This is a genomic window from Pseudomonas sp. 5.2 (assembly GCF_059025405.1).
The window spans coordinates 221,163-240,627 of sequence record NZ_JBYBHH010000008.1; the positions used below are offsets into that span (position 1 = coordinate 221,163).

At 61.8% G+C, this 19,465-nt stretch carries 21 protein-coding genes; 9 read left to right on the top strand and 12 right to left on the bottom strand.

What is annotated here, in order from left to right:
* The first annotated feature begins 1 nt into the window (after position 1).
* Positions 2-364 (top strand): YbaN family protein, encoded by a 363-nt coding sequence (locus AC5PZ0_RS14915; protein ID WP_085272474.1) that lies wholly within the window; start codon positions 2-4, stop codon positions 362-364.
* 380 nt (positions 365-744) lie between these two features.
* Complete coding sequence (locus tag AC5PZ0_RS14920) at positions 745-2,118, top strand: TolC family outer membrane protein (RefSeq protein ID WP_027593123.1); 1,374 nt, start codon at positions 745-747, stop codon at positions 2,116-2,118.
* 137 nt (positions 2,119-2,255) lie between these two features.
* Here AC5PZ0_RS14920 and AC5PZ0_RS14925 read toward each other — a convergent pair whose 3' ends face one another.
* From AC5PZ0_RS14925 to AC5PZ0_RS14935, 3 genes are all read right to left on the bottom strand, one after another.
* Positions 2,256-2,855, bottom strand: a complete 600-nt coding sequence (locus tag AC5PZ0_RS14925; protein WP_493855261.1) for a tRNA-uridine aminocarboxypropyltransferase — start codon at positions 2,853-2,855, stop codon at positions 2,256-2,258.
* Positions 2,856-2,930: 75 nt separating this feature from the next.
* Positions 2,931-4,496, bottom strand: a complete 1,566-nt coding sequence (locus tag AC5PZ0_RS14930) for a methyl-accepting chemotaxis protein (protein WP_493855262.1) — start codon at positions 4,494-4,496, stop codon at positions 2,931-2,933.
* 136 nt (positions 4,497-4,632) lie between these two features.
* Positions 4,633-5,526 carry a LysR family transcriptional regulator gene (locus AC5PZ0_RS14935; protein WP_027593126.1) on the bottom strand — a complete coding sequence of 298 codons (894 nt, stop codon included), beginning with the start codon at positions 5,524-5,526 and terminating at the stop codon, positions 4,633-4,635.
* Between the two features lie 224 nt (positions 5,527-5,750).
* Here AC5PZ0_RS14935 and speB point away from each other — a divergent pair, with 224 nt between their 5' ends.
* Together speB and AC5PZ0_RS14945 are read left to right on the top strand one after the other, a co-directional pair.
* Positions 5,751-6,701, top strand: coding sequence for an agmatinase (gene speB / locus AC5PZ0_RS14940; RefSeq protein ID WP_027593127.1), 951 nt, complete (start codon positions 5,751-5,753; stop codon positions 6,699-6,701).
* A gap of 154 nt (positions 6,702-6,855) precedes the next feature.
* On the top strand, positions 6,856-8,235 hold the full coding sequence (locus tag AC5PZ0_RS14945; protein WP_454243110.1) for a sodium:solute symporter family protein: 1,380 nt from the start codon (positions 6,856-6,858) through the stop codon (positions 8,233-8,235).
* A gap of 78 nt (positions 8,236-8,313) precedes the next feature.
* Here the strand turns inward: AC5PZ0_RS14945 and AC5PZ0_RS14950 are convergent, their stop codons facing one another.
* Positions 8,314-8,442: a PA1414 family protein gene (locus AC5PZ0_RS14950; RefSeq protein WP_256214945.1), complete on the bottom strand. Its 129-nt coding sequence runs from the start codon at positions 8,440-8,442 to the stop codon at positions 8,314-8,316.
* Positions 8,443-8,566: 124 nt separating this feature from the next.
* A complete protein-coding gene (gene ptrR / locus AC5PZ0_RS14955) occupies positions 8,567-9,460 on the bottom strand; it encodes a putrescine utilization regulator PtrR (RefSeq protein ID WP_265968464.1) in 894 nt (297 codons plus the stop codon).
* A gap of 106 nt (positions 9,461-9,566) precedes the next feature.
* On the opposite strand from ptrR, the gene AC5PZ0_RS14960 reads away from it, so the two are divergent.
* The gene (locus AC5PZ0_RS14960; RefSeq protein WP_493855263.1) at positions 9,567-10,748 is read left to right on the top strand and encodes a YbfB/YjiJ family MFS transporter; all 1,182 of its coding nucleotides are present in this window, start codon (positions 9,567-9,569) and stop codon (positions 10,746-10,748) included.
* Positions 10,749-10,881: 133 nt separating this feature from the next.
* Here AC5PZ0_RS14960 and AC5PZ0_RS14965 read toward each other — a convergent pair whose 3' ends face one another.
* Both AC5PZ0_RS14965 and AC5PZ0_RS14970 read right to left on the bottom strand, forming a co-directional pair.
* Positions 10,882-11,808 carry a DMT family transporter gene (locus AC5PZ0_RS14965; protein WP_493855264.1) on the bottom strand — a complete coding sequence of 309 codons (927 nt, stop codon included), beginning with the start codon at positions 11,806-11,808 and terminating at the stop codon, positions 10,882-10,884.
* A gap of 105 nt (positions 11,809-11,913) precedes the next feature.
* Positions 11,914-12,309: a hypothetical protein gene (locus AC5PZ0_RS14970; protein ID WP_027593132.1), complete on the bottom strand. Its 396-nt coding sequence runs from the start codon at positions 12,307-12,309 to the stop codon at positions 11,914-11,916.
* 130 nt (positions 12,310-12,439) lie between these two features.
* On the opposite strand from AC5PZ0_RS14970, the gene AC5PZ0_RS14975 reads away from it, so the two are divergent.
* The 3 genes from AC5PZ0_RS14975 to AC5PZ0_RS14985 all read left to right on the top strand — a co-directional run bounded on the left by AC5PZ0_RS14975 (position 12,440) and on the right by AC5PZ0_RS14985 (position 13,411).
* Positions 12,440-12,742, top strand: a complete 303-nt coding sequence (locus AC5PZ0_RS14975; protein WP_493855265.1) for a type II toxin-antitoxin system RelE/ParE family toxin — start codon at positions 12,440-12,442, stop codon at positions 12,740-12,742.
* Entirely contained in the window at positions 12,735-13,028 is a 294-nt protein-coding gene (locus AC5PZ0_RS14980) for an addiction module antidote protein (protein ID WP_027593133.1), read from the top strand. The genes AC5PZ0_RS14975 and AC5PZ0_RS14980 overlap by 8 nt, the downstream gene beginning before the upstream one ends.
* Positions 13,029-13,138: 110 nt before the next feature.
* Entirely contained in the window at positions 13,139-13,411 is a 273-nt protein-coding gene (locus AC5PZ0_RS14985) for a hypothetical protein (protein WP_027593134.1), read from the top strand.
* 56 nt (positions 13,412-13,467) lie between these two features.
* Here the strand turns inward: AC5PZ0_RS14985 and AC5PZ0_RS14990 are convergent, their stop codons facing one another.
* Positions 13,468-14,829, bottom strand: a complete 1,362-nt coding sequence (locus tag AC5PZ0_RS14990) for a DEAD/DEAH box helicase (protein ID WP_027593135.1) — start codon at positions 14,827-14,829, stop codon at positions 13,468-13,470.
* Between the two features lie 104 nt (positions 14,830-14,933).
* On the opposite strand from AC5PZ0_RS14990, the gene AC5PZ0_RS14995 reads away from it, so the two are divergent.
* A complete protein-coding gene (locus AC5PZ0_RS14995) occupies positions 14,934-16,220 on the top strand; it encodes a mechanosensitive ion channel family protein (protein WP_085272469.1) in 1,287 nt (428 codons plus the stop codon).
* A 114-nt stretch (positions 16,221-16,334) separates the two neighbouring features.
* Here the strand turns inward: AC5PZ0_RS14995 and AC5PZ0_RS15000 are convergent, their stop codons facing one another.
* From AC5PZ0_RS15000 to AC5PZ0_RS15015, 4 genes are all read right to left on the bottom strand, one after another.
* Entirely contained in the window at positions 16,335-17,270 is a 936-nt protein-coding gene (locus AC5PZ0_RS15000) for an AEC family transporter (protein ID WP_493855266.1), read from the bottom strand.
* A 1-nt stretch (position 17,271) separates the two neighbouring features.
* Entirely contained in the window at positions 17,272-18,147 is an 876-nt protein-coding gene (locus AC5PZ0_RS15005; protein WP_085272467.1) for a carboxylate/amino acid/amine transporter, read from the bottom strand.
* Positions 18,148-18,430: 283 nt separating this feature from the next.
* Positions 18,431-19,030, bottom strand: a complete 600-nt coding sequence (locus AC5PZ0_RS15010; RefSeq protein WP_454243108.1) for an FMN-dependent NADH-azoreductase — start codon at positions 19,028-19,030, stop codon at positions 18,431-18,433.
* Between the two features lie 108 nt (positions 19,031-19,138).
* The gene (locus tag AC5PZ0_RS15015) at positions 19,139-19,456 is read right to left on the bottom strand and encodes a 3-phosphoglycerate kinase (RefSeq protein ID WP_085272465.1); all 318 of its coding nucleotides are present in this window, start codon (positions 19,454-19,456) and stop codon (positions 19,139-19,141) included.
* Positions 19,457-19,465 lie beyond the last annotated feature (9 nt).

A 19,465-nucleotide genomic window follows, 5' to 3' on the forward strand; every position in this document is an offset into this window, starting at 1 on the left:
TGTGCGCTACCTGCTGCTGGCCGTTGGCTGGCTCAGCGTTGCGCTGGGGGTGCTGGGGATATTCCTGCCGGTGTTGCCCACCACCCCTTTTCTGCTACTGGCGGCGGCGTGTTTCGCGCGCAGCTCGCCCCGCTTTCACTACTGGCTGGTCCATCACCCGAAGCTCGGGCCGTGGATCCGTGATTACCTCAGTGGCGAAGGCATACCGCTAAAAGGCAAGGTCTACGCCATCAGCCTGATGTGGGCCAGCATTGGCCTGTCGTGCTACTTGGTACCGCTGTTCTGGGCTAGAGCGTTCATGCTCACCAGCGCGGTGCTGGTCAGTCTCTATATCCTCAAGCAAAAGACCCTGCGCAAGCAGTGATCAATGCTGCGTGCGCCAGTAATAGCACCCTCTTGGTGACCACATAGCGGGCCTAAATCCTTGCGCGTCATTTTTTTGTCGCCAAATATCTATTTCGCCTATCCAGCCTTTTTTTTAGCTGCAAAAGTTCTGGAACTCGCTGTAAACCTTGAAAAACGAGACTTTCGGCCGCTTTGATTTCGGTGGGACTTCAGCGTCGCCCGCGCCCTCTTAGACCGGATAAGTCAATTATCAATATCTGTTATGAGAAAATCTTCTTATCACTTTGATTGAATGTTCTTAGCTCTGTTGTTAAAAACCTGAAACGATTTGCATGATAACTATATCGTCATTTTTTTGGCGACCAGCAGGACTTATTTTAGGATCAGGGAGAGGTACCCATGCGCGTTTTGACCCCCATCACCAGTGCATTACTGTTGGCAATGGCGTGTGCCAACGTACAGGCGATGTCGATTACCGAGGCTGTTCAGAGCGCCGTGGACTACCATCCGCAGATCAGCTCCAACCGCAACAGCAAGCTGTCTGCCGATGAAGACGTGAAATTCGCGCGCGGCGGCTACTACCCTTCCGTTGACCTGGTCGCAGGCTATGGCCGCCAGCGTTCGGACAACCTCAATACCCGCGGCACCAACCCCGACGGTACGCGCAACCATGACAAGGCCACCCTCAGCTACACCCAGTCTGAGCTGCGCCTGCGGCAGATGCTGTTCGACGGCTTCAACACCTCGAACGAAGTAGGCCGCACCGAAGCGGTCGCCACCTCCCGCGCCTACTACACCCAGGCGGTCGCCCAGGATGTTGCCCTGCGCGCAGTGGAGGTTTACCTCGAAGTGCTCAAGCGCCGTGAGCTGGTGACGCTGGCCAAGAACAACCTGCAAGCCCACCTGCGGGTAAACGACCAGATCGGCCTGCGCACTGAGCGCGGCGTCGGCAGCACCGCCGACCTCGATCAGTCCCGCGCCCGCCGTGCCTTGGCGGAGAACAACCTGGACACCGCAGAAGTCGACCTGGCCGATGCCGAGGCCAACTTCTTCAGCGTCATCGGCAAACACCCCGACGAACTGGAAGGGCCGCAATCGATCAAGGTTGAAATTCCTGGCACCCTCGACGATGCCCGGGAAGGCATGCGCCAGAACAACCCTTACATCAAGTCCGCCCAGGCCGACGTCAATGCGGCCGAGCGGCAATATGAAGTGGCCAAGTCGACCTTCTACCCACGCCTGGACGCTGTGCTGGCCACGGGTGCCAACAACAACCTTGGCGGTGAGAAGGGCCACAGCAACAACGATTGGCAGGCTGGTGTCGAGCTGAACTACAACGTGTTCCGCGGCGGCAGCGACAAGGCCCGCCTGCAGTCCGATGCCCACAAGATCAACCAGGCCCTGGACATCCGCAACAACGCCCTGCGCGAGCTGACCGAGAACCTGAGCCTGGCCTGGAACGCCATGAACAACGCACGCAAGCAGACTCCGACTGCGCGTGAATACGCCGAAACCACCAAGCGCGTGCGCGCGGCTTACCAGGATCAGTTCGGCCTTGGCCAACGTACCCTGCTCGACGTGCTCGACAGTGAGAACGAGCTGTACAACGCCGACCGTCGTTACACCGAAGTGCGTTACACCGAGGAGTTCTCGATGTACCGCGTGTTGGCAACCATGGGTGAGCTGTTGAGCAAGCAGCGTATTTCGCTGCCGCCAGAAGCCATCGCCAGCAATGAGGTGAAGACCGACGCACAGCTGCCTGAGATGCGTTGATCAACAGTTGGGGCAACCTGACTGTTGGCTGATACGCGTGTAGGAGCAGCCTTGCGCTGCGAAGAGGCCGGTGAAAACAGCCAGGATTAACTGCGTTTTCACCGGCCTCTTCGCAGCGCAAGGCTGCTCCTACACGTTTATGGGGTGCCGTGATTGCGCTGGAACGTCTCGGCGCCCATGGCTTTGATCTGCCCCTCGATCAGGGCTTCGAACGGTTTGAGCAAGGCATCGAAGCTGACAGGTTGCTCCAGCACGTTCAGCGCCTCCACCACCGCCTCAAGGGTCGACAATGCCCCCGGCTCCGGCGCCTTGCGCAACCGATAGCGCGAAGGCGCGACCGCACCCAACGTCACACGCGGCAAGGCCTCCAGCAACGGATTCAGGTACAGCAGCTTGCGTGCCTTGCGCCAGGTACCGTCGGGCACGATCAACAGCAAGGGCCTGTCATCCCCCTCACCATGAGCCGTCAGCACCTGGGCATGCTCACCCGGGAACAGCAGCGCCGGCCGGTAGCCTGGTGTCTGCAGCAATTCAACGAGGTCGTCGAACACCTCGCCAACGCGCAATTCGGCATTGACCAGGCCAAGGGCGGCCAGGCGGGCGGTATTCAGGGCGTGCGCGCTTTCACTGGGGTGCTGCAGCAGAACCACGCGGGTGCGGCTGTCGAGCGAGGGTATCAGTGGGCAAAGGCAGTGGTCGAGCGGGCGCTGGCAGCGCTCGCAGCGGGGTCTGGGCATCGGCTTCTCCTTACCGGGCGCAGTGTGCCATAGCCCTGCAGAAAAGCCCCACTTCCTTGTGGGATACGCTGAACGTCAGCGGTTGAAACGCTCCGCCAAGCTATGCAGATACTCCGCCATACGCTCCAGGTCCTGGCTGATTTCCGCCCCTTGCCTGGCCTGTCCGGCGCTCTGATCACACAGCTGTGCAATCCTCACGATCTGCTGGTTGATATCCTCGGCAACATGGCTTTGCTGCTCAGAGGCCGTCGCCATCTGCTGGCTCATGCCGGTAATCCGGCTGACCGCCTGGGCGATACCGCTCAACGCCGCTTGCACCGCTTCGACACTGTGTACGCTGTCGCGCGAAATCTGCTCGCCGCGGCTGGCCGTGCTCACTGCCCGCTCTGCCCCTGCCCGCAACGAGGCGATGATCTGATGGATCTCCTCGGTCGAGGCACGGGTGCGCTGGGCCAAAGAGCGGACCTCATCGGCCACCACGGCAAAGCCGCGCCCCTGCTCCCCGGCGCGCGCTGCTTCGATGGCGGCATTGAGCGCCAGCAGGTTGGTTTGCTCGGCAATCGAGGTGATCGTATCGACCACGCTACCGATCGACTGGGTCTGCTCGGCCAACGCGTTGACCGCCTGGCCGATGTCGTTGACCGCATCGCTCATGCTGCCCATAGCCTTGAGACTCTGCTGGGCCAACTCACTGCCTTGCTGCGCCAACTGGTCGGCATCGCCTGCCGCATGGGCAGTGCTTTGCACGTTGTGGGTAACCTCTTGGATAGTCGCCGCCATCTGCGCGATTGCCGTGGCGGACTGGTCGGTTTCGTTGCGCTGGCGGTCAAGCATCTGCGCCTGGGCGTCGGACAGGTCAGCCGACTGCGCCGCCCGCGACTTCACCCCAACGCCGGCGTCCACCAGGCGGGTCAAGGCGGTTTGCAAGCGGGCCTCTTCGCTGATGATGGCCATGTCCAATTGACCCTGCAGGCCCAGGTTGTCGCTGTAGGTCAACGCCACCAACGGGCTGGTGAAGGCTTTCGGGTGCTCGCCAAGTGTGCGCCGAATGGCCTGGCTGTGGTGATGCTCGACCAGGTACCAGGCCAGCAACAGGCTGCTCATCAGCACCCCCAGGGCCGCGTAGGGCGGCAGCCACAGGTAGCTTGCCGCCGACAGCAGGCCCGCGCCGATCAGTGGCCAGCCGTGCCCCAATTCATGCCCTAGCCGCGCCGCCCACGACACCGGCGAACGGCCGGCACGCAAGCGCGCGTAAAGCGCTTCGGCACGGCGAATCTGCTCACGTGTCGGCACTGAACGCACCGACTCATAGCCACTGACCCTGCCCTGCTCATACACCGGGGTGACGTAAGCGCTGACCCAGTAGTAATCGCCGTTTTTGGCGCGGTTCTTGACCACGCCCATCCAGGGTTTGCCTTGCTTGATGGTGTCCCACATGTGCCCGAACACCGCCGGGGGCATGTCCGGGTGACGCACCAGGTTGTGGGTCTGGCCGACCAGTTCGTCGTAGGTAAAACCGCTGATCGCCACGAAGGCGTCATTGCAGTAGGTGATGCGGCTGTTGAGGTCCGTCGTGGAGATCAGGCGTTGATCGCTGGAGAAGGTTCTTTCGTGCTCAGTGACGGGCAAATTCATGCGCATCTTGGGCGATCCTTGCAGGATGAAATAGGGAGGAATCATCAGCGCAAGTTGATGTTTAGCAGAGCGCTATCAGGTTAGCGGTCATGTTCCGTAGGAATTGAGCCCGTCCCGACGGAATGCATGGACAGGCTGTGTATCAACCCACGTTGAGCTGGCTTTTAAGCAAGTCGCGGAACGTCTGAATCAACGGCTCGCGGCTGCGGCCACGACGAATAATCAACGAAAAGGGCGCCTGATAGCCGAAGGTAGAGGGCGACAACACCCGTAGATCGCCCTTCTCCACCCAAGCCTGGGCGTAATGCTCTGGCAGGTAGCCAATGTAGGCACCGGAGAGAATCAGGATCAGCTGCGCCTCCATGCTTTCCACCGTCGCCGCACTGTGCTTGAAGCCATGCCGGGCCAGCTCTGCCTGGCTCCAGTAGCCGCGCCCGACCATGCGCTGCTGGGTCACCACCTGCTCAGGGATGCGCCGCTCGTTGAACAACGGATGGCGGCTGCTGCAGTACAGCCAGTGCTGCTCACGGTACAGCGGCTGGTAAACCAGGCCGCTCATGCGCGAAGAGAACGCCCCGATGGCCAGGTCGAGGCGGTTGTCCTGTACACCCAATTGCAGTTCGTACGGGCTGGACACCGACAGGTGCAAGTGCACCGCCGGGTGCTCCTGGCTGTAGGCGCCGATGGCTTCGGCCAGGGGCAGCGCACGGTCACCCACGGTGGAGTCGATCACGCCTAGGTTGAGCGTGCCGCGCAGTTCACCCTTGAGGGCTGCGGCATATTGCTCAAAGCCATCCAGTTCGGCCAGCAGGCGCAGGCTCTCCTGATGAAACAGCTCGCCCTTGCTGGTGAGGCTGAAACCGCCGCGACCACGGTGACACAGCACAATCCCCAGCCCGCCCTCCAGCTGGCTCATGTAGGTGCTGATGGCTGACGTCGACAGGTTCAAATCGCGCTGGGCGTTGGCGAAGCCCTGGTGACGCACCACGCTGACGAAGATGCGTAGCAGTTTCAGATCGGGCAGGGTCGAGGTCATGGTGCAACGGTTCCGCAACAGTAAATGCGTGAAGTCTAACCGGTTGCGCGGGCATTAGTTCAGAAATTCCTGAAGTAAGTATTTGCCGGTAGCGATTCTTCCTACGCACTACCTTGCGCAAACTCGGCCGAAATGTCCTGCCCGCCGGCACAACCAGACTACACAGGCGCGCCGCGGCACAGGTTCGAACAAACACAACAATCGACCGACTGATGAGGCCCACCGTGGACAAGACTCTCCACCAACCACTGGGCGGCAACGAAATGCCGCGTTTCGGCGGCATCGCCACCATGCTCCGCCTCCCCCACCTGCAAAGCGCCGCCGGCCTGGATGCCGCATTCATCGGCGTGCCCCTGGACATCGGCACTTCGCTGCGCTCCGGCACTCGCTTCGGCCCGCGTCAGATCCGCGCCGAGTCGGTGATGATCCGCCCGTACAACATGGCTACCGGGGCTGCGCCATTCGACTCGCTGTCGGTCGCCGACATCGGTGACGTGGCCATCAACACCTTCAACCTGCTCGACGCCGTGCGCATCATCGAAGAAGCCTACGACGAAATCGTCGAGCACAACGTTATCCCGATGACCCTGGGCGGCGACCACACCATCACCCTGCCGATCCTGCGCGCCCTGCATAAAAAGCACGGCAAGATCGGCCTGGTGCACATCGATGCCCACGCTGACGTCAACGACCACATGTTCGGCGAGAAGATCGCCCACGGCACCACCTTCCGCCGCGCCGTGGAAGAGGGCCTGCTCGACTGTGACCGCGTGGTGCAGATCGGCCTGCGCGCCCAAGGCTACACCGCCGACGACTTCAACTGGAGCCGTCGCCAGGGCTTCCGCGTGGTGCAGGCCGAGGAATGCTGGCACAAATCGCTGGAACCGCTGATGGCCGAAGTCCGTGAAAAAGTCGGCGGCGGCCCGGTTTACCTGTCGTTCGACATCGACGGTATCGACCCCGCTTGGGCCCCTGGCACCGGCACGCCTGAAATTGGAGGCTTGACCACGATCCAAGCGATGGAGATCATTCGCGGCTGCCACGGCCTGGACCTGATCGGCTGTGACCTCGTCGAAGTCTCCCCGCCTTACGACACCACCGGCAACACCTCGCTGCTCGGCGCCAACCTGCTGTTCGAGATGCTCTGCGTACTGCCGGGCGTCGTGCGTCGCTGATCCTGGCGATAGCACGGCACCGCTTGACTGCAATACCCCGGCAGGAGCCATGAGGGAGGGCCACTGAGGCCCGCCAACACAAGACTAGACCGCCGGGTGGCGCTAAGCCCGTGCGGTCGATCTCGCCATAATAAAGATAATCGGGAGACCCCCAATGGCCTTGGACATCATCGTTGTAATGATCTATACCGCCGGCATGCTCGGGCTTGGCTGGTATGGCATGCGTCGGGCAAAAACCCAGGAAGACTACCTGGTGGCCGGACGCAACCTCGGCCCGACCCTGTACATGGGCACCATGGCCACTACCGTACTCGGCGGCGCCTCCACCGTCGGCACTGTGCGCCTGGGCTATGTCCACGGCATTTCTGGCTTCTGGCTGTGCGCAGCCCTGGGCCTGGGCATCATCGCCCTCAACCTGTTCCTCGCCAAACCGCTGCTGCGCCTGCGCATCTACACCGTGACCCAGGTTCTGGAGCGGCGCTACAACCCAATGGCACGCCAGGCCAGTGCGGCGATCATGCTGGCGTACGCGCTGATGATCGGCGTGACCTCGACCCTGGCCATGGCGACCGTGCTGCAAGTGCTGCTCGAGTTGCCGTTCTGGATGTCGCTGATGCTCGGCGGCGGCGTGGTGGTGCTGTACTCGACCATCGGTGGCATGTGGTCGCTGACCCTGACCGACATCGTCCAGTTCGTCATCAAGACCGTCGGCCTGATGTTCATCCTGTTGCCGGTGTGCCTGTACAAGGCCGGTGGCTGGGACACCCTGGTGGCCAAACTGCCTGCGGCCAGCTTCCAGCTGACCACCATCGGTTGGGACACCATCATCACCTACTTCCTGATCTACTTCTTCGGCATCCTCATCGGCCAAGACATCTGGCAGCGCGTATTCACTGCCCGTGACGAGAAGGTCTGCCAACGTGCCGGTACCACCGCAGGCGTCTACTGCGTGGTGTACGGCCTGGCCTGCGCCCTGATCGGCATGGCCGCGCACGTACTGATGCCCGACCTGGCCAACCCAAACAATGCCTTTGCGGAGATGATCAAGAGCACCCTGCCCGATGGCATTCGTGGCCTGCTGATGGCGGCGGCCCTGGCGGCCATGATGTCGACTGCCAGCGCTGGCCTGCTGGCCGCGTCCACCACCCTGACTGAAGACCTGCTGCCCAAGCTGCGTGGCGGCAAGCAGTCGAGCCTGGCCATCAGCCGTCTGTTCACCCTGCTGACCGGCCTGGTGGTACTGGGTATCGCCTTGGTGGTGAACGATGTGATCAACGCCCTGACCTTGGCCTACAACCTGCTGGTCGGCGGCATGCTGATCCCGCTGATCGGTGCGATCTTCTGGAAACGCGCAACCACCGCAGGCGCCATCGCCAGCATGTCGCTGGGCTTCGCTACTGCGCTGCTGTTCATGTTCAAGGACGGGCTGGAAGCCAACACGCCGATCTACTACAGCCTGACAGTTGGCCTGGTGAGCTTTGTCGCAGTCAGCCTGATGTCGCGTAAATCGATGGCAGCAGTCAAGCTGGCCTGATACGCGCTAGGGCATACAGACGATTCACCGCAACAAAAAGGCCGCCGCATCAGCAATGATGCGGCGGCCTTTGTCATTTCAGCGACGGCGCGGTTGGCGCTTGCGCTGCTCTTCATCAGTCGGGATCGGCACCGGCTGCAGGGGGGGTGGAATCAACCCCAGTGCGACAGCCAAGTCGTGGAGCCAGTTGAACAGTGGTTTCTTCATAGTGCCCCCTTGACGGGTCAGCCTCACGGTCAATCAATCCAGTGATGTTTCATACAGATCATAGCCCGATGTCCTGTATTGCGCATGCATCTGGTCCTAGAGATAAGGGCCATTTTGACGCGGATCAAGCCTGAACGGCGCATTCCGACGATTGGTTAATCGTTTCGCTTTGTTGCAGATCGATCCAGGCCTGCAAATTTGCGCCGCGCATGCCCTGGCGCCACATCAACCACGTGACCGCCTGATCGAAGGGTGCCTGCAGCCGGTGGACCCGCACCCGGTCGCGCCCAGGCAGGCTGTCGAGCATGGACTGCGCCATCATGGCCACACCTGCGCCGGCAATCACACAGGCCAGCATGCTCTGGTACGACTCGATCTCCATCACCCGCCCCATCGGCGTATGAGCGTGGGCGTACCAGGCCTCCAGGCGCATTCGGTACGAGCAGCCTTGGCGGAAAGTGAACACCGCCTTGCCTGCCACGTCTTTTGCCGTGTGCACGGGCGGGTGTTCGGGGCTGGTGATCAACACCAGCTGTTCGTCGCACAGCGGCACACCGTCCAGCCCTGCCAGGCTCGGCGGGCCATCCACCAAGGCCGCGTCCAGGCCATGGCTGAGCAAGCCCTCGAACAGCTCACCGCTGGGCGCTGCACGCACCTGCAGGTTCACCGCCGGGTACGCCTGGTGATAACGCGCCAACAACGCCGGCAGGTGGGTGGCTGCGGTGCTGTACATGGTGCCCAGCACAAACTCCCCGGCCGGCTGGCCACCTTGCACGGCCGCCATCGCCTCGTCACGTAGCGCCGACAAGCGATTGGCGTAGTCCAGCAGCACCTTGCCCGCGGGCGACAATTGCAGGCGCTGGCGCTCGCGCAGAAACAGCTCCACGCCCAATTGCTCTTCGAGCTGGCGCAGGCGCGTCGACAGGTTCGACGGCACCCGATGCAGGCGCTCGGCGGCGCGTGTGACCGAACCTTCCTCGGCGACCGCCTGAAAGATGCGCAGCTGGCTGAACTCCATACCATTCTCCAAAACAGAACAACTTCATCATCATTATTCAATTTTATTGAACGCGAAAGCCCCCTAACCTGCCATCCATCGCTTACCAACGTGCAGGAGCCCTTCCATGTCGCCCCGTATACAACTGCTGGCCAGCGCCGTGGCGCTGATGATGGCCATGGGCATCGGCCGCTTCGCCCTGACCCCACAACTGCCGCAACTGATCGCCGAAGGCCAGTTCGACCTCACGGCCGCCGGGCTGGTCGCGGCGGCCAATTACCTGGGTTACTTCATCGGTGCGGTGGATGGCATGTTCGCCCGCAAGCCTGCCCAGGTACGCCTGCGCCTGCAGGGTGGCCTGTGGCTGTGCGTGCTGTTGACCTTGGCCTCGTGGGCCGCCGATGGCTTCTGGAGCCACCTGCTGTTGCGCTTCGGTACCGGCGTGGCCAGCGCCTGGGTATTGGTGATGATCACCAGCCTCAGCCAGCAGGTTGCCAACGCACACCATCAACCCCGCTTGGGCGCTTTGGTGTTTGCCGGGCCGGGCCTGGGGATCGCCGTTACCGGGCTGCTGGCACTGGTTGCGCATGGGTTGGGGCTGGGTTCGGCAGCGCTGTGGCTGATCTACGCGGTGGCGGCGCTGATGATGCTGTTGGCCGTACGGCCCTGGTTGCCGCAGGCGCAAGCGCAAACGGTGCACCCGGCCACTGCGCAGCCCGGTAGGCTAGGTAACGCCGGGATTGCGCGCCTTGGGCTGGTCTATGCCTTGTACGGCGTCGGTTACATCCTGCCGGCCACCTTCTTGTCACAGATGGCCAACCAGCAGTTTCACGGCCAGTGGATGGCCGACCTGTTCTGGCCGGCCTTTGGCCTGGCAGCCGCGCTGGGCGTGCTGCTGGTGAGCGTGCGCCGGGCCGGCCGGACCTCTGCCTGGCTGACCGCCACCCTGTGGCTGCAAGGGCTCGGTGTGCTCGCATGCCTGATGGGCGGTGGCCTTGGCTTGGGGTTGGGTGTGGTGCTGTGCGGCGCGCCGTTCCTGGCCTGCATGCAGCTGGTGATGCAGCGCTCGCGAGAGCTGGCGCCACACGCGACGCAGCGTAATGCCGGGCTGCTCACTGCGTGCTTTGCGCTCGGGCAACTCAGCGGGCCGTTGTTGGCGGCAGTCAGCAACCACTACTCGGGGAGCCTGGAGTTGGCATTGCTGCTGGCTGCGAGCGGGTTGGCAGTGGCCGGGGTGTTGGTGCTGACTGCAGCGCATGCCAACCCCAGCTGCCTGGCAGCCCCTTCAACCACCGCGCAATCCGTGTAGGAGCAGCCTTGCGCTGCGAAGAGGCCAGTGGCAACAACGTAGATGCTCGCTGCTGCCACTGGCCTCTTCGCAGCGCAAGGCTGCTCCTACAGGGGTTTCGGTTGACGGTCAGTGAAGCCTAGGGCAGCGGCTATCACCCCACCCATTTGCGCAATTGCTGCTTCACCCAAGGCTCGGCGCTCACCAGCACCACACCCAGCAACACCATCACCGCGCCAAGTACAAAGTTCACGCTCAGCGGCTCATCCAGCAGCAGCACGCCGAATGTCACGCCGAACAGCGGCGTGATGAACGAAAACACCGCGAGGTTAGACGCCAGGTATTTGCGCAACAACCAGAACCAGGTCAGGTAGCTGACAAACGACACCACGATCCCTTGGAACAGCACACTGCCCACCGCCAAAGGCGTCAGCGACACCGCGCCGATCTGGCCGCTGAGCAAGGCAATCAGCAGCAGCCCGGCAAAGCCCACCGCCAACTGATAGAACAGGGTCAAGGTCGCCGGCGCTTCCGAAAGCCGGGAACAGCGCACCACCACCGTCGTCGCACCCCAGGCCAGCCCCGCCACAACGCCAAAGGCATCGCCCAGCAACGTGCGGCTGTCCATTTCTTCAAACGACATGCCACCGGCAAACGCGGTGGCGATCCCACCGAAGGCCAGCAAGATCCCCAACCACTGCAGCAGCCGCAGCCGCTCACTGGGCAGCATGAAGTGCAGGCCCAACGCCGTGAAAACGGGTGCCGTGTAGAGGAAGACCGACATGTGCGCTGCCGACGTCAGCTTCAACCCTTCAGCGATGAACAGGAATTCGACACCAAACAACCCGCCCGCCAACAGCCCGGCGCGCCAAGTGCTGCCCACCTGCTCCCAACCACCGCGCCAGCAGATCATCAGGCCCACCAGCCCGGCGGCGATGCAGTTGCGCAACGCGGCCTGCATGACCGGAGCGATGTCGACGGCAGCCGTCTTGATCAGCACTTGCTGGCAGCCCCAGATCAGGCACAACCCAAGCATGACCTGGAAAGCGAAGGCGTCGGGGTTCTTCCGGGCCGCGCTCATCGGCGGGCCTTTGGGGTAAACATTGGCATGGGATCAGCTCGGCAGTCTTCAAAGACTGCCGATTATCGGGTTTACAGGCCCACCCGTGCCACCCTCAAAACGACCTCAAGCAATCTGTGCCTTCGATGACACCTGCTCAAAGGTCGCTTCATCCAACGCATCGGCTTGTTCATCCAAGACCTGACGCGGGTGCTCGAAGCCCGGAATGCTGCTGTCGATCAGGCTCAACAGGCGCGAACCGCGTTCGCTGAGGACGAAGTTTTCGCCGTTGCCCCCCTCTTCATCAGGACGACTTTCGATGAAGCCGCGCTCGAACAGCAGTTTCTCGTATTCGCAGGCCCGGGTCTTCAAGTGGTCCAGATCGCCTATCGGCTGGCCTTTGGCGGCTAGCGCTGCGGCGTGCTGCTCGGCGTAGGGGCGTGGCGTAAAGCTGTGACCGGCGCTGTTCTGCACTTCATGCAGCAAGCGTTCGATCAAGTCCCAGTCGTAGGTGGTGCTCATGGCGGCAGGCTCCTGCTGTGGACGGAAGGGGTACACAGGTTGGGACCTGCCTGCGGCGGGTCGTGTTCAGAAAAAAACAGAAACCATTTGATGCGCTAGCCCAGTGTGATTTATAAACTACATTCACCCAATGAAGAAGATCGAATCCAGCAGTTTCAGACATTGGGTGCATGGGCTCCGGGACGAAATGGCGCGTATCCGGATCATTGCTCGTATTAACCGTTTGATGGAGGGCCTGCCTGGTGACGTCTTGGCAGTTGGCCACGGCGTGAGTGAACTCCGAATTCACCATGGTCCGGGCTACCGGGTGTACTTTCACCAAGCAGGCGATACGTTGGTAATACTGCTTTGCGGCGGGGACAAGAGCAGCCAGCGGCGCGACATCAAAGCGGCTCACGAAATCCTGCGTTCCTGGAGGATGCAAAATGACTGAAACATTTTTTGAGTTCGATGCGGCCGATTACCTGACCACACCGCAAGCCATTGCTCAATTCATGTCCGATGCGCTGGAGACGGGTGATGCCAGCTACGTGGCCAAAGCCGTTGGCGTAGTGGCTCGTGCAAAAGGGATGAGCGATCTGGCGAAAGAAACCGGCTTGTCTCGTGAGCAACTTTACCGGTCGTTCAGCGAACACGGCAATCCGACCCTTAAATCGTTCCTCGCAGTCATGAAGGCGTTGGGTATAGACATGACGGCAAAACCTCACCTTGCACACTAACTGTTGGTTATCTTGCACCTGCGGGTTATCGAGCCCGCCGGTCGTCCAGGCTGAACTTCAAGGCATGTACCGCCCTCCACCAGGCATAGCCAATGCCGGAGGTATGAAGGATGAAATCACTGCTGCGCATCACTTGTGCAACCGCCCTGTTCTGCGCCCTGCCCGCTTGGGCCTGCACGCCGGAGGAGGCCACTCAGAAGCGCGAAGAACTGGCCGGGCTGGTCAGCCAGCTGACCGAACAGAACCCGCAGAAGGCCAAGGAGATCAACGATGAGCTCCAGGGTATGGAGCTGGGGACGGCGAGTAAGGACCTGCCGGACAAGTGCCAGCTTATCGATACGCGAATCAAGGAATTGAAGACAGCGGAGAAAAAAGCGGAGTGACGCAGAGGCGGTAAAGGCCCTATCGCCGGCAAGGCGGCGATAGGGCTGCAGACGGCTTACTCAGCCGCTGGCGTGCGCTTTTTCAGCGGCGCCATGCCGTCGGAGCTGGCCAGTGGCGCGTTGGCCTTTGGCTTGGCGGTCGGCTTGCGCTTAGCGCCAGCCTTCTTGTCACCCGACTTCTTCTCGACCTTTTTCTTCTTGGTACCGGCAGCCTTGCCCGAAGCCTTGACCTTTTTAGGCCCGTTGTAGGTGCCTTTGACTTCCTTGATCACCCGGCGCTCGAACTGCTGCTTGAGGTAGCGTTCGACGCTCGACATCAAGTTCCAGTCGTTGTGGGTGATCAACGAGATCGCCAGGCCTTCGCCCCCCGCACGCCCGGTACGGCCAATACGGTGCACGTACTCGTCACCGCTGCGTGGCATGTCGAAGTTGATCACCAGGTCCAGGCCGTCGATGTCCAGGCCACGGGCGGCAACGTCGGTTGCCACCAGCACGTTGGAGCTGCCCTGCTTGAAGCGTTCAATGGCCAGCTTGCGGTCTTTCTGATCCTTCTCACCGTGCAGGACGAAGGCCTTCACGTCCTTGGCCACCAGGTGACCATAGATGCGATCGGCCAGGGCACGAGTGTTGGTGAAGATGATCGCCTTCTGGTAGGTCTCGTTTTCCAGCAACCACTGGACGATCTTCTCTTTGTGCTGGTCGTGGTCAGCCATGATGATCTGCTGACGGGTGCCTTCGGCCAGCTGCGAGACGCTGTTGAGCATCAGGTGCTCAGGGTCTTTCAACACCTTGCCGATGATGTCGCGCAGGGCCGCGCCGCCTGTGGTGGCGGAGAACAGCAGGGTCTGCTCACGGTTCTCACACTCCTTGCACAGGCGCTCCATGTCTTCGGCAAAGCCCATGTCGAGCATGCGGTCGGCTTCATCGAGGATCATGACCTTGACGTGGGACAGGTCCAGGTTGCCGGCGTTGAGTTGCTCGAGCAGGCGGCCCGGGGTGCCGATCAGCACGTCCGGCACCTTGCGCAGCATGGCGGCCTGTTCCTTGAAGTCCTCACCGCCGGTAACCAGGCCAGCCTTGATGTAGGTGAACTGGGAGAACAGTTGCACCTGCTTGAGGGTCTGTTGTGCCAGCTCACGGGTGGGCAGCAGGATCAGCGCACGGATTTCCACGCGCGGGCCGCTCAGGTCGACCAGGCGATTGAGCATTGGCAGGACGAATGCCGCGGTCTTGCCGCTGCCGGTCTGCGCGGTCACACGCAGGTCACGCCCTTGCAGGGCCAGGGGGATGGCCGCTGCCTGCACCGGGGTCGGCTCGACAAATTTAAGCTCGGCCACGGCTTTAAGCAGGCGTTCGTGCAGGGCGAATTGGGAAAACACGGAGGTAACCTCAGGCAAGTGCGGGAAATTCAGTTGCATAGGGTAACGTTTTCTGCCGCCATAGCCGAATTTCTTTTGGCAACTTTATCGGCATCCGCGCTCTAATGGCGCTTCGTTTGGCAATACAGACTGTTCAAAACCCCATGGATATCCAACGAATCTGGCGTGACTCCCTCGACCTCTGGGGCACCCTCGATCAACATCCCATGCTCCACGCCGCCATCGGCCTGGCCGTCCTGCTGCTGATTTCTCTAGTCGTCGGCCGCCTTTCGCGCTTCCTGATGCTGCACGGCACCCGCCTGCTGGCGCGCCAACAGGCGCTGAAATGGCTGGATGACCTGCGCCACAACAAAGTGTTGCACCGGCTGGCCCAGACCACACCGTCGCTGGTGCTGCAGTTTGGCCTGAAGTTGGTGCCGGAACTGTCCGACACGGCGCAGCACTTCCTCGGCAACGTTGCCCTGGCCTTTACCCTGCTGTTCATGACCATGGCCCTGTCGTGCCTGCTGGATGCCTTGCTCGACATCTACGCGCGCACCGAGCATGCCCGCACCCGCTCGATCAAGGGCTATGTGCAACTGGCCAAGATGATGCTGTGGATCTTCGCCTCCATCGTCATCGTCGCCACGCTTATCGACCGCTCGCCGTTGCTGCTGCTGTCGGGCCTGGGTGCCATGTCGGCGGTGCTGCTGTTGGTCTACAAGGACACCCTGCTGTCATTCGTGGCCAGCGTGCAATTGACCAGTAACGACATGCTGCATGTGGGTGACTGGATCGAAATGCCACAGGTCGGTGCCGATGGCGATGTGGTGGACATCACCTTGCACACGGTGAAGGTGCAGAACTTCGACAAGACCATCGTCTCGATCCCGACCTGGCGTTTGATGAGCGAATCGTTCCGCAACTACCGCGGCATGCAGCAGTCAGGCGGCCGGCGCATCAAGCGCAGCCTGTTCATCGACGCGGCGGGTGTGCGTTTTCTGACCCGCGAAGAGGAACAGCGCCTGACCCAGGTGCGCCTGCTGGGCGACTACCTGGCTGGCAAGCGCCAGGAACTGCAAACCTGGAACGAAGCGCTGGGGCCGGTGGCCGAGCTGTCCGCCAACCGCCGCAAGCTGACCAATATCGGCACCTTCCGCGCGTTTGCGCTGGCTTACCTGAAGAACCACCCCAATGTGCATCAGGGCATGACCTGCATGGTCCGGCAGATGCAGACCGGCGCCGAGGGTGTGCCGCTGGAAATCTACTGCTTCACCACTACCACGGTGTGGGCGGAGTACGAGCGGATTCAGGGGGATATCTTCGATTACCTGCTGGCGGTGTTGCCGGAGTTTGGCTTGAGCTTGTATCAACAGCCGAGTGGCAATGACATGCGGGTGGGGTTGAGCGGGCGAGTGCCGCACCGGTTGGAAGAGATGAGCGAGGCTTGAGATCGCCGGGGCTGCTTTGCAGCCCATTCGCAGCACAAGGCTGCTCCTACAGGAGGTACGCGCTCCCTGTAGGAGCAGCCTTGTGCTGCGAATGGGGCGCAAAGCGCCCCCGAATCACCCCGCATACCCCAGCAGGTACAACAACCCGGTCAGGGTCACCAACGAAGCCACGGTCGACAACAGGATCGTCCGCGAAATCAACCCCGCCTCGCGGTTGTAGTACTCCGCCAGCATGTACGGCCCGGTCCCGGTCGGCAGCGCCGCCAGCAGCACCGCCGAAGCCGCCCACATGCTCGGCAGGCTGAACACCTTGTACGCCAGCACCCAGGTCAGGGCCGGCTGCCCAACCAGTTTCAATCCCACCAACGGCCACGGGCTGGCTTGCGCACCCGCGCGCTTTTCTGCCAGGAATGCGCCCAGCGATATCAAGGCGCACGGCGTGGTGGCCAACGCCAGCATGTCGAGAAAATGCATCACCGGCTCGGCCAGCCCCAACCCGCTCATGGCCCACCCCGCCCCCACCACCGGCGAAATCACCAGCGGGTTCTTCGCCAGCGCCTTGCTCACCACCAGCACCGCCCGGCCGACCTGCCGCTCTTCCTGCAGCCCGACCTCAATAAAGGTCAGCGAAATGGCGAACACCAGGCACACCACGATCAACGACGAGATCAGCGCCGGCTGCAAGCCCGCCTGGCCGAACAGCAACAGGCACAGCGGGATGCCGATGTAGCCGGTGTTGGCATACCCCGCACTGAGCCCGTCGATGCTCGCCGCGACCAGGCTATGGCCGCTGTACATCCGCCACGCCAGCGTGATCACGAACATGGCCAGGGCGCCCGTGCCAAACGCCACGATGAAGCCTGGGTGCCAGATCTCGCTCCAGGTCGCAGTGGCGGTCACCTTGAACAGCAAGGCCGGCAAGCAGAGCCAGACCACCATCTTGTTGATTTCGGCTGCGGCCTTGTCGCCGAGCTTGTTGGCGCGACGGCACAGGTAGCCGACCAGGATGAGGGCAAAGATCGGCGCGACGATGACAAAGAGGGTATGCATATCAGGCCTTGCGGATCAGCGCGGCGTCAGTGCGGCTACCCAACCGGCTCATCCACACCGACGCCAGAATCACCGCGCCGCCAATAAGCAACCGCCCCAGTGGCTCGTGCTGGTTCCAGATCAACAGGTTGAGCAACAGCCCCACCGGCACATGCAGGTTGTTCATCACGGCCAGCGTCGCCCCGGAAACCAGGCATGCGCCCTTGTTCCACCAGTACAGGCCCAGCGCGGTCGGGCACAACCCGAGGAACAACAGCACCAGCCATTGCACATCGGTGCTTGGCAGGTGCTGGGCATTGCCGAACAGCAAAAACGCCGGCAGCACGACGATCAAGGCCCCGAGGTAGAAGTAGCCGAAGCGCTTGTAGTGCGGCAGGTCGCTGGGGTTTCGGGCGATCAGGTGACGGTACAGCACCTGGCCGGCGGCATAGGTGAAGTTGGCCAGTTGCAGCAGCAGGAAGCCGATGAAGAACTCACCACTGATGCTGTCGAAACGAATCACCGCGGCTCCCGCCACGGCCACCAGCGCGGCCAGCAACGCCCATGGGTTGAAACGCCGGTTCAAGGCATCTTCGATCAGGGTCACGTGCAACGGCGTGAGGATGGTGAACAGCAGCACTTCCGGCACGGTGAGCACGCGAAAGCTCAGGTACAGGCAGACATAGGTAATGCCATATTGCAGCGCACCGATCAGCAGCATCGAACGCATGAAGCGCGGCTCGACCTGGCGCCAGCGGGTCAGCGGCAAGAACACCAGGCCCGCCAGCAGCACCCGCGCGAGCACGGCAAAGTAGCTGTCGACGTGCCCAGCCAGGTACTCGCCGATCAGGCTGAAGGAAAACGCCTGAATCAGCGCGACGATAATCAGGTAGCCCATGGTTGCCTCTCGTGGATCAAGGCGGCGACCTTAGCGGGTTGCGCCGCGTGAGTTCAACCATGAGAAGTGTGGGGGCTGTGCCGGCCCTTTCGCGGGCAAGCCCGCTCCCACAGGTACACCACGGGCCTTGAGAACAGTGAATTCCCTGTAGGAGCGGGCTTGCCCGCGAAAGGGCCGGCACAAGCAACCGAGAAATCCCAGGCAAAAAAAACCCGGCCATTAGGCCGGGCAGGTACACCCAAAGGAGCAAAAACAGGTGTCAGGGTTGGGAATTCGTTGACGCTCAGGCCACCGCAGCCAGCTTGGCCTTGGCCTGGTTGATGCCCTTCTCGTGGAAGTCGCCGCTCATGTTCAGGCCTTCGGCATGGATGAAATTCACATCGTGAATGCCGATGAACGCCATCACCTGGCGCAGGTAGGGCTCTTGGTGGTCGCTGGTGGCGCCGGCATGAATGCCACCGCGGGCGGTCAGGACGATGGCGCGCTTGCCAGTCAGCAGGCCCTGCGGGCCGGTCGGGGTGTACTTGAAGGTGATGCCGGCGCGCAGCACGTGGTCCAGCCAGGCCTTGAGGGTGCTGGGGATGGTGAAGTTGTACATCGGCGCAGCCATCACCAGCACGTCGGCCGCCAGCAGTTCATCCGTCAGCTCATTGGAGCGGGCCAGCGCTTCGAGCTCGGCGGCATTGCGCTGCTCTTCGGGCTTCATCCAGCCACCGAGCAGGTTGGCATCCAGGTGCGGCACCGAGGTCACAGCCAGGTCACGTACGGTGATCTCATCGCTCGGGTGGGCGGCCTGCCATTGCTGGATGAAGTCGCGGGTCAGTTGACGGGAAACGGAATCCTGCTGGCGGGCGCTGCTTTCGATGATCAGTACGCGGGACATGGGGTGCCTCCATCGGCAAAAAGGGTGCGATTCGATGGAGGTGAGATTAAGGCTTGACCTATCGATAAAAAAGCGTAAAAAGTGGGTTCAATCAATCGATTAATCCGTTTATTCCGCTGTACAGTTCACGCTGATCCGCAATTTGATGATCTGGCGATTGAACTTGGCGGTGACGTCGACGCTTTTACCTGCCGGCACGTTCACCCGGCGCACCCGCGGCGCTTCCGGGCCGTTGCGGAACATCACCTTGCAAGCTGCAGGCACCTGCCCATAGTTGTTGAGGGTGATGGCGCCAATGTCGTAGGCGGTATCGTAGGCTGTGTAGTCGAGCTTGACCCCGTCCTTCAATTGCTTCTCCACATCGATGGGGTAAGCCATGGCACCGAGGGGCAGGCACATCAGTATTGCCGCACAACATTTCTTCATGGGGCGCTC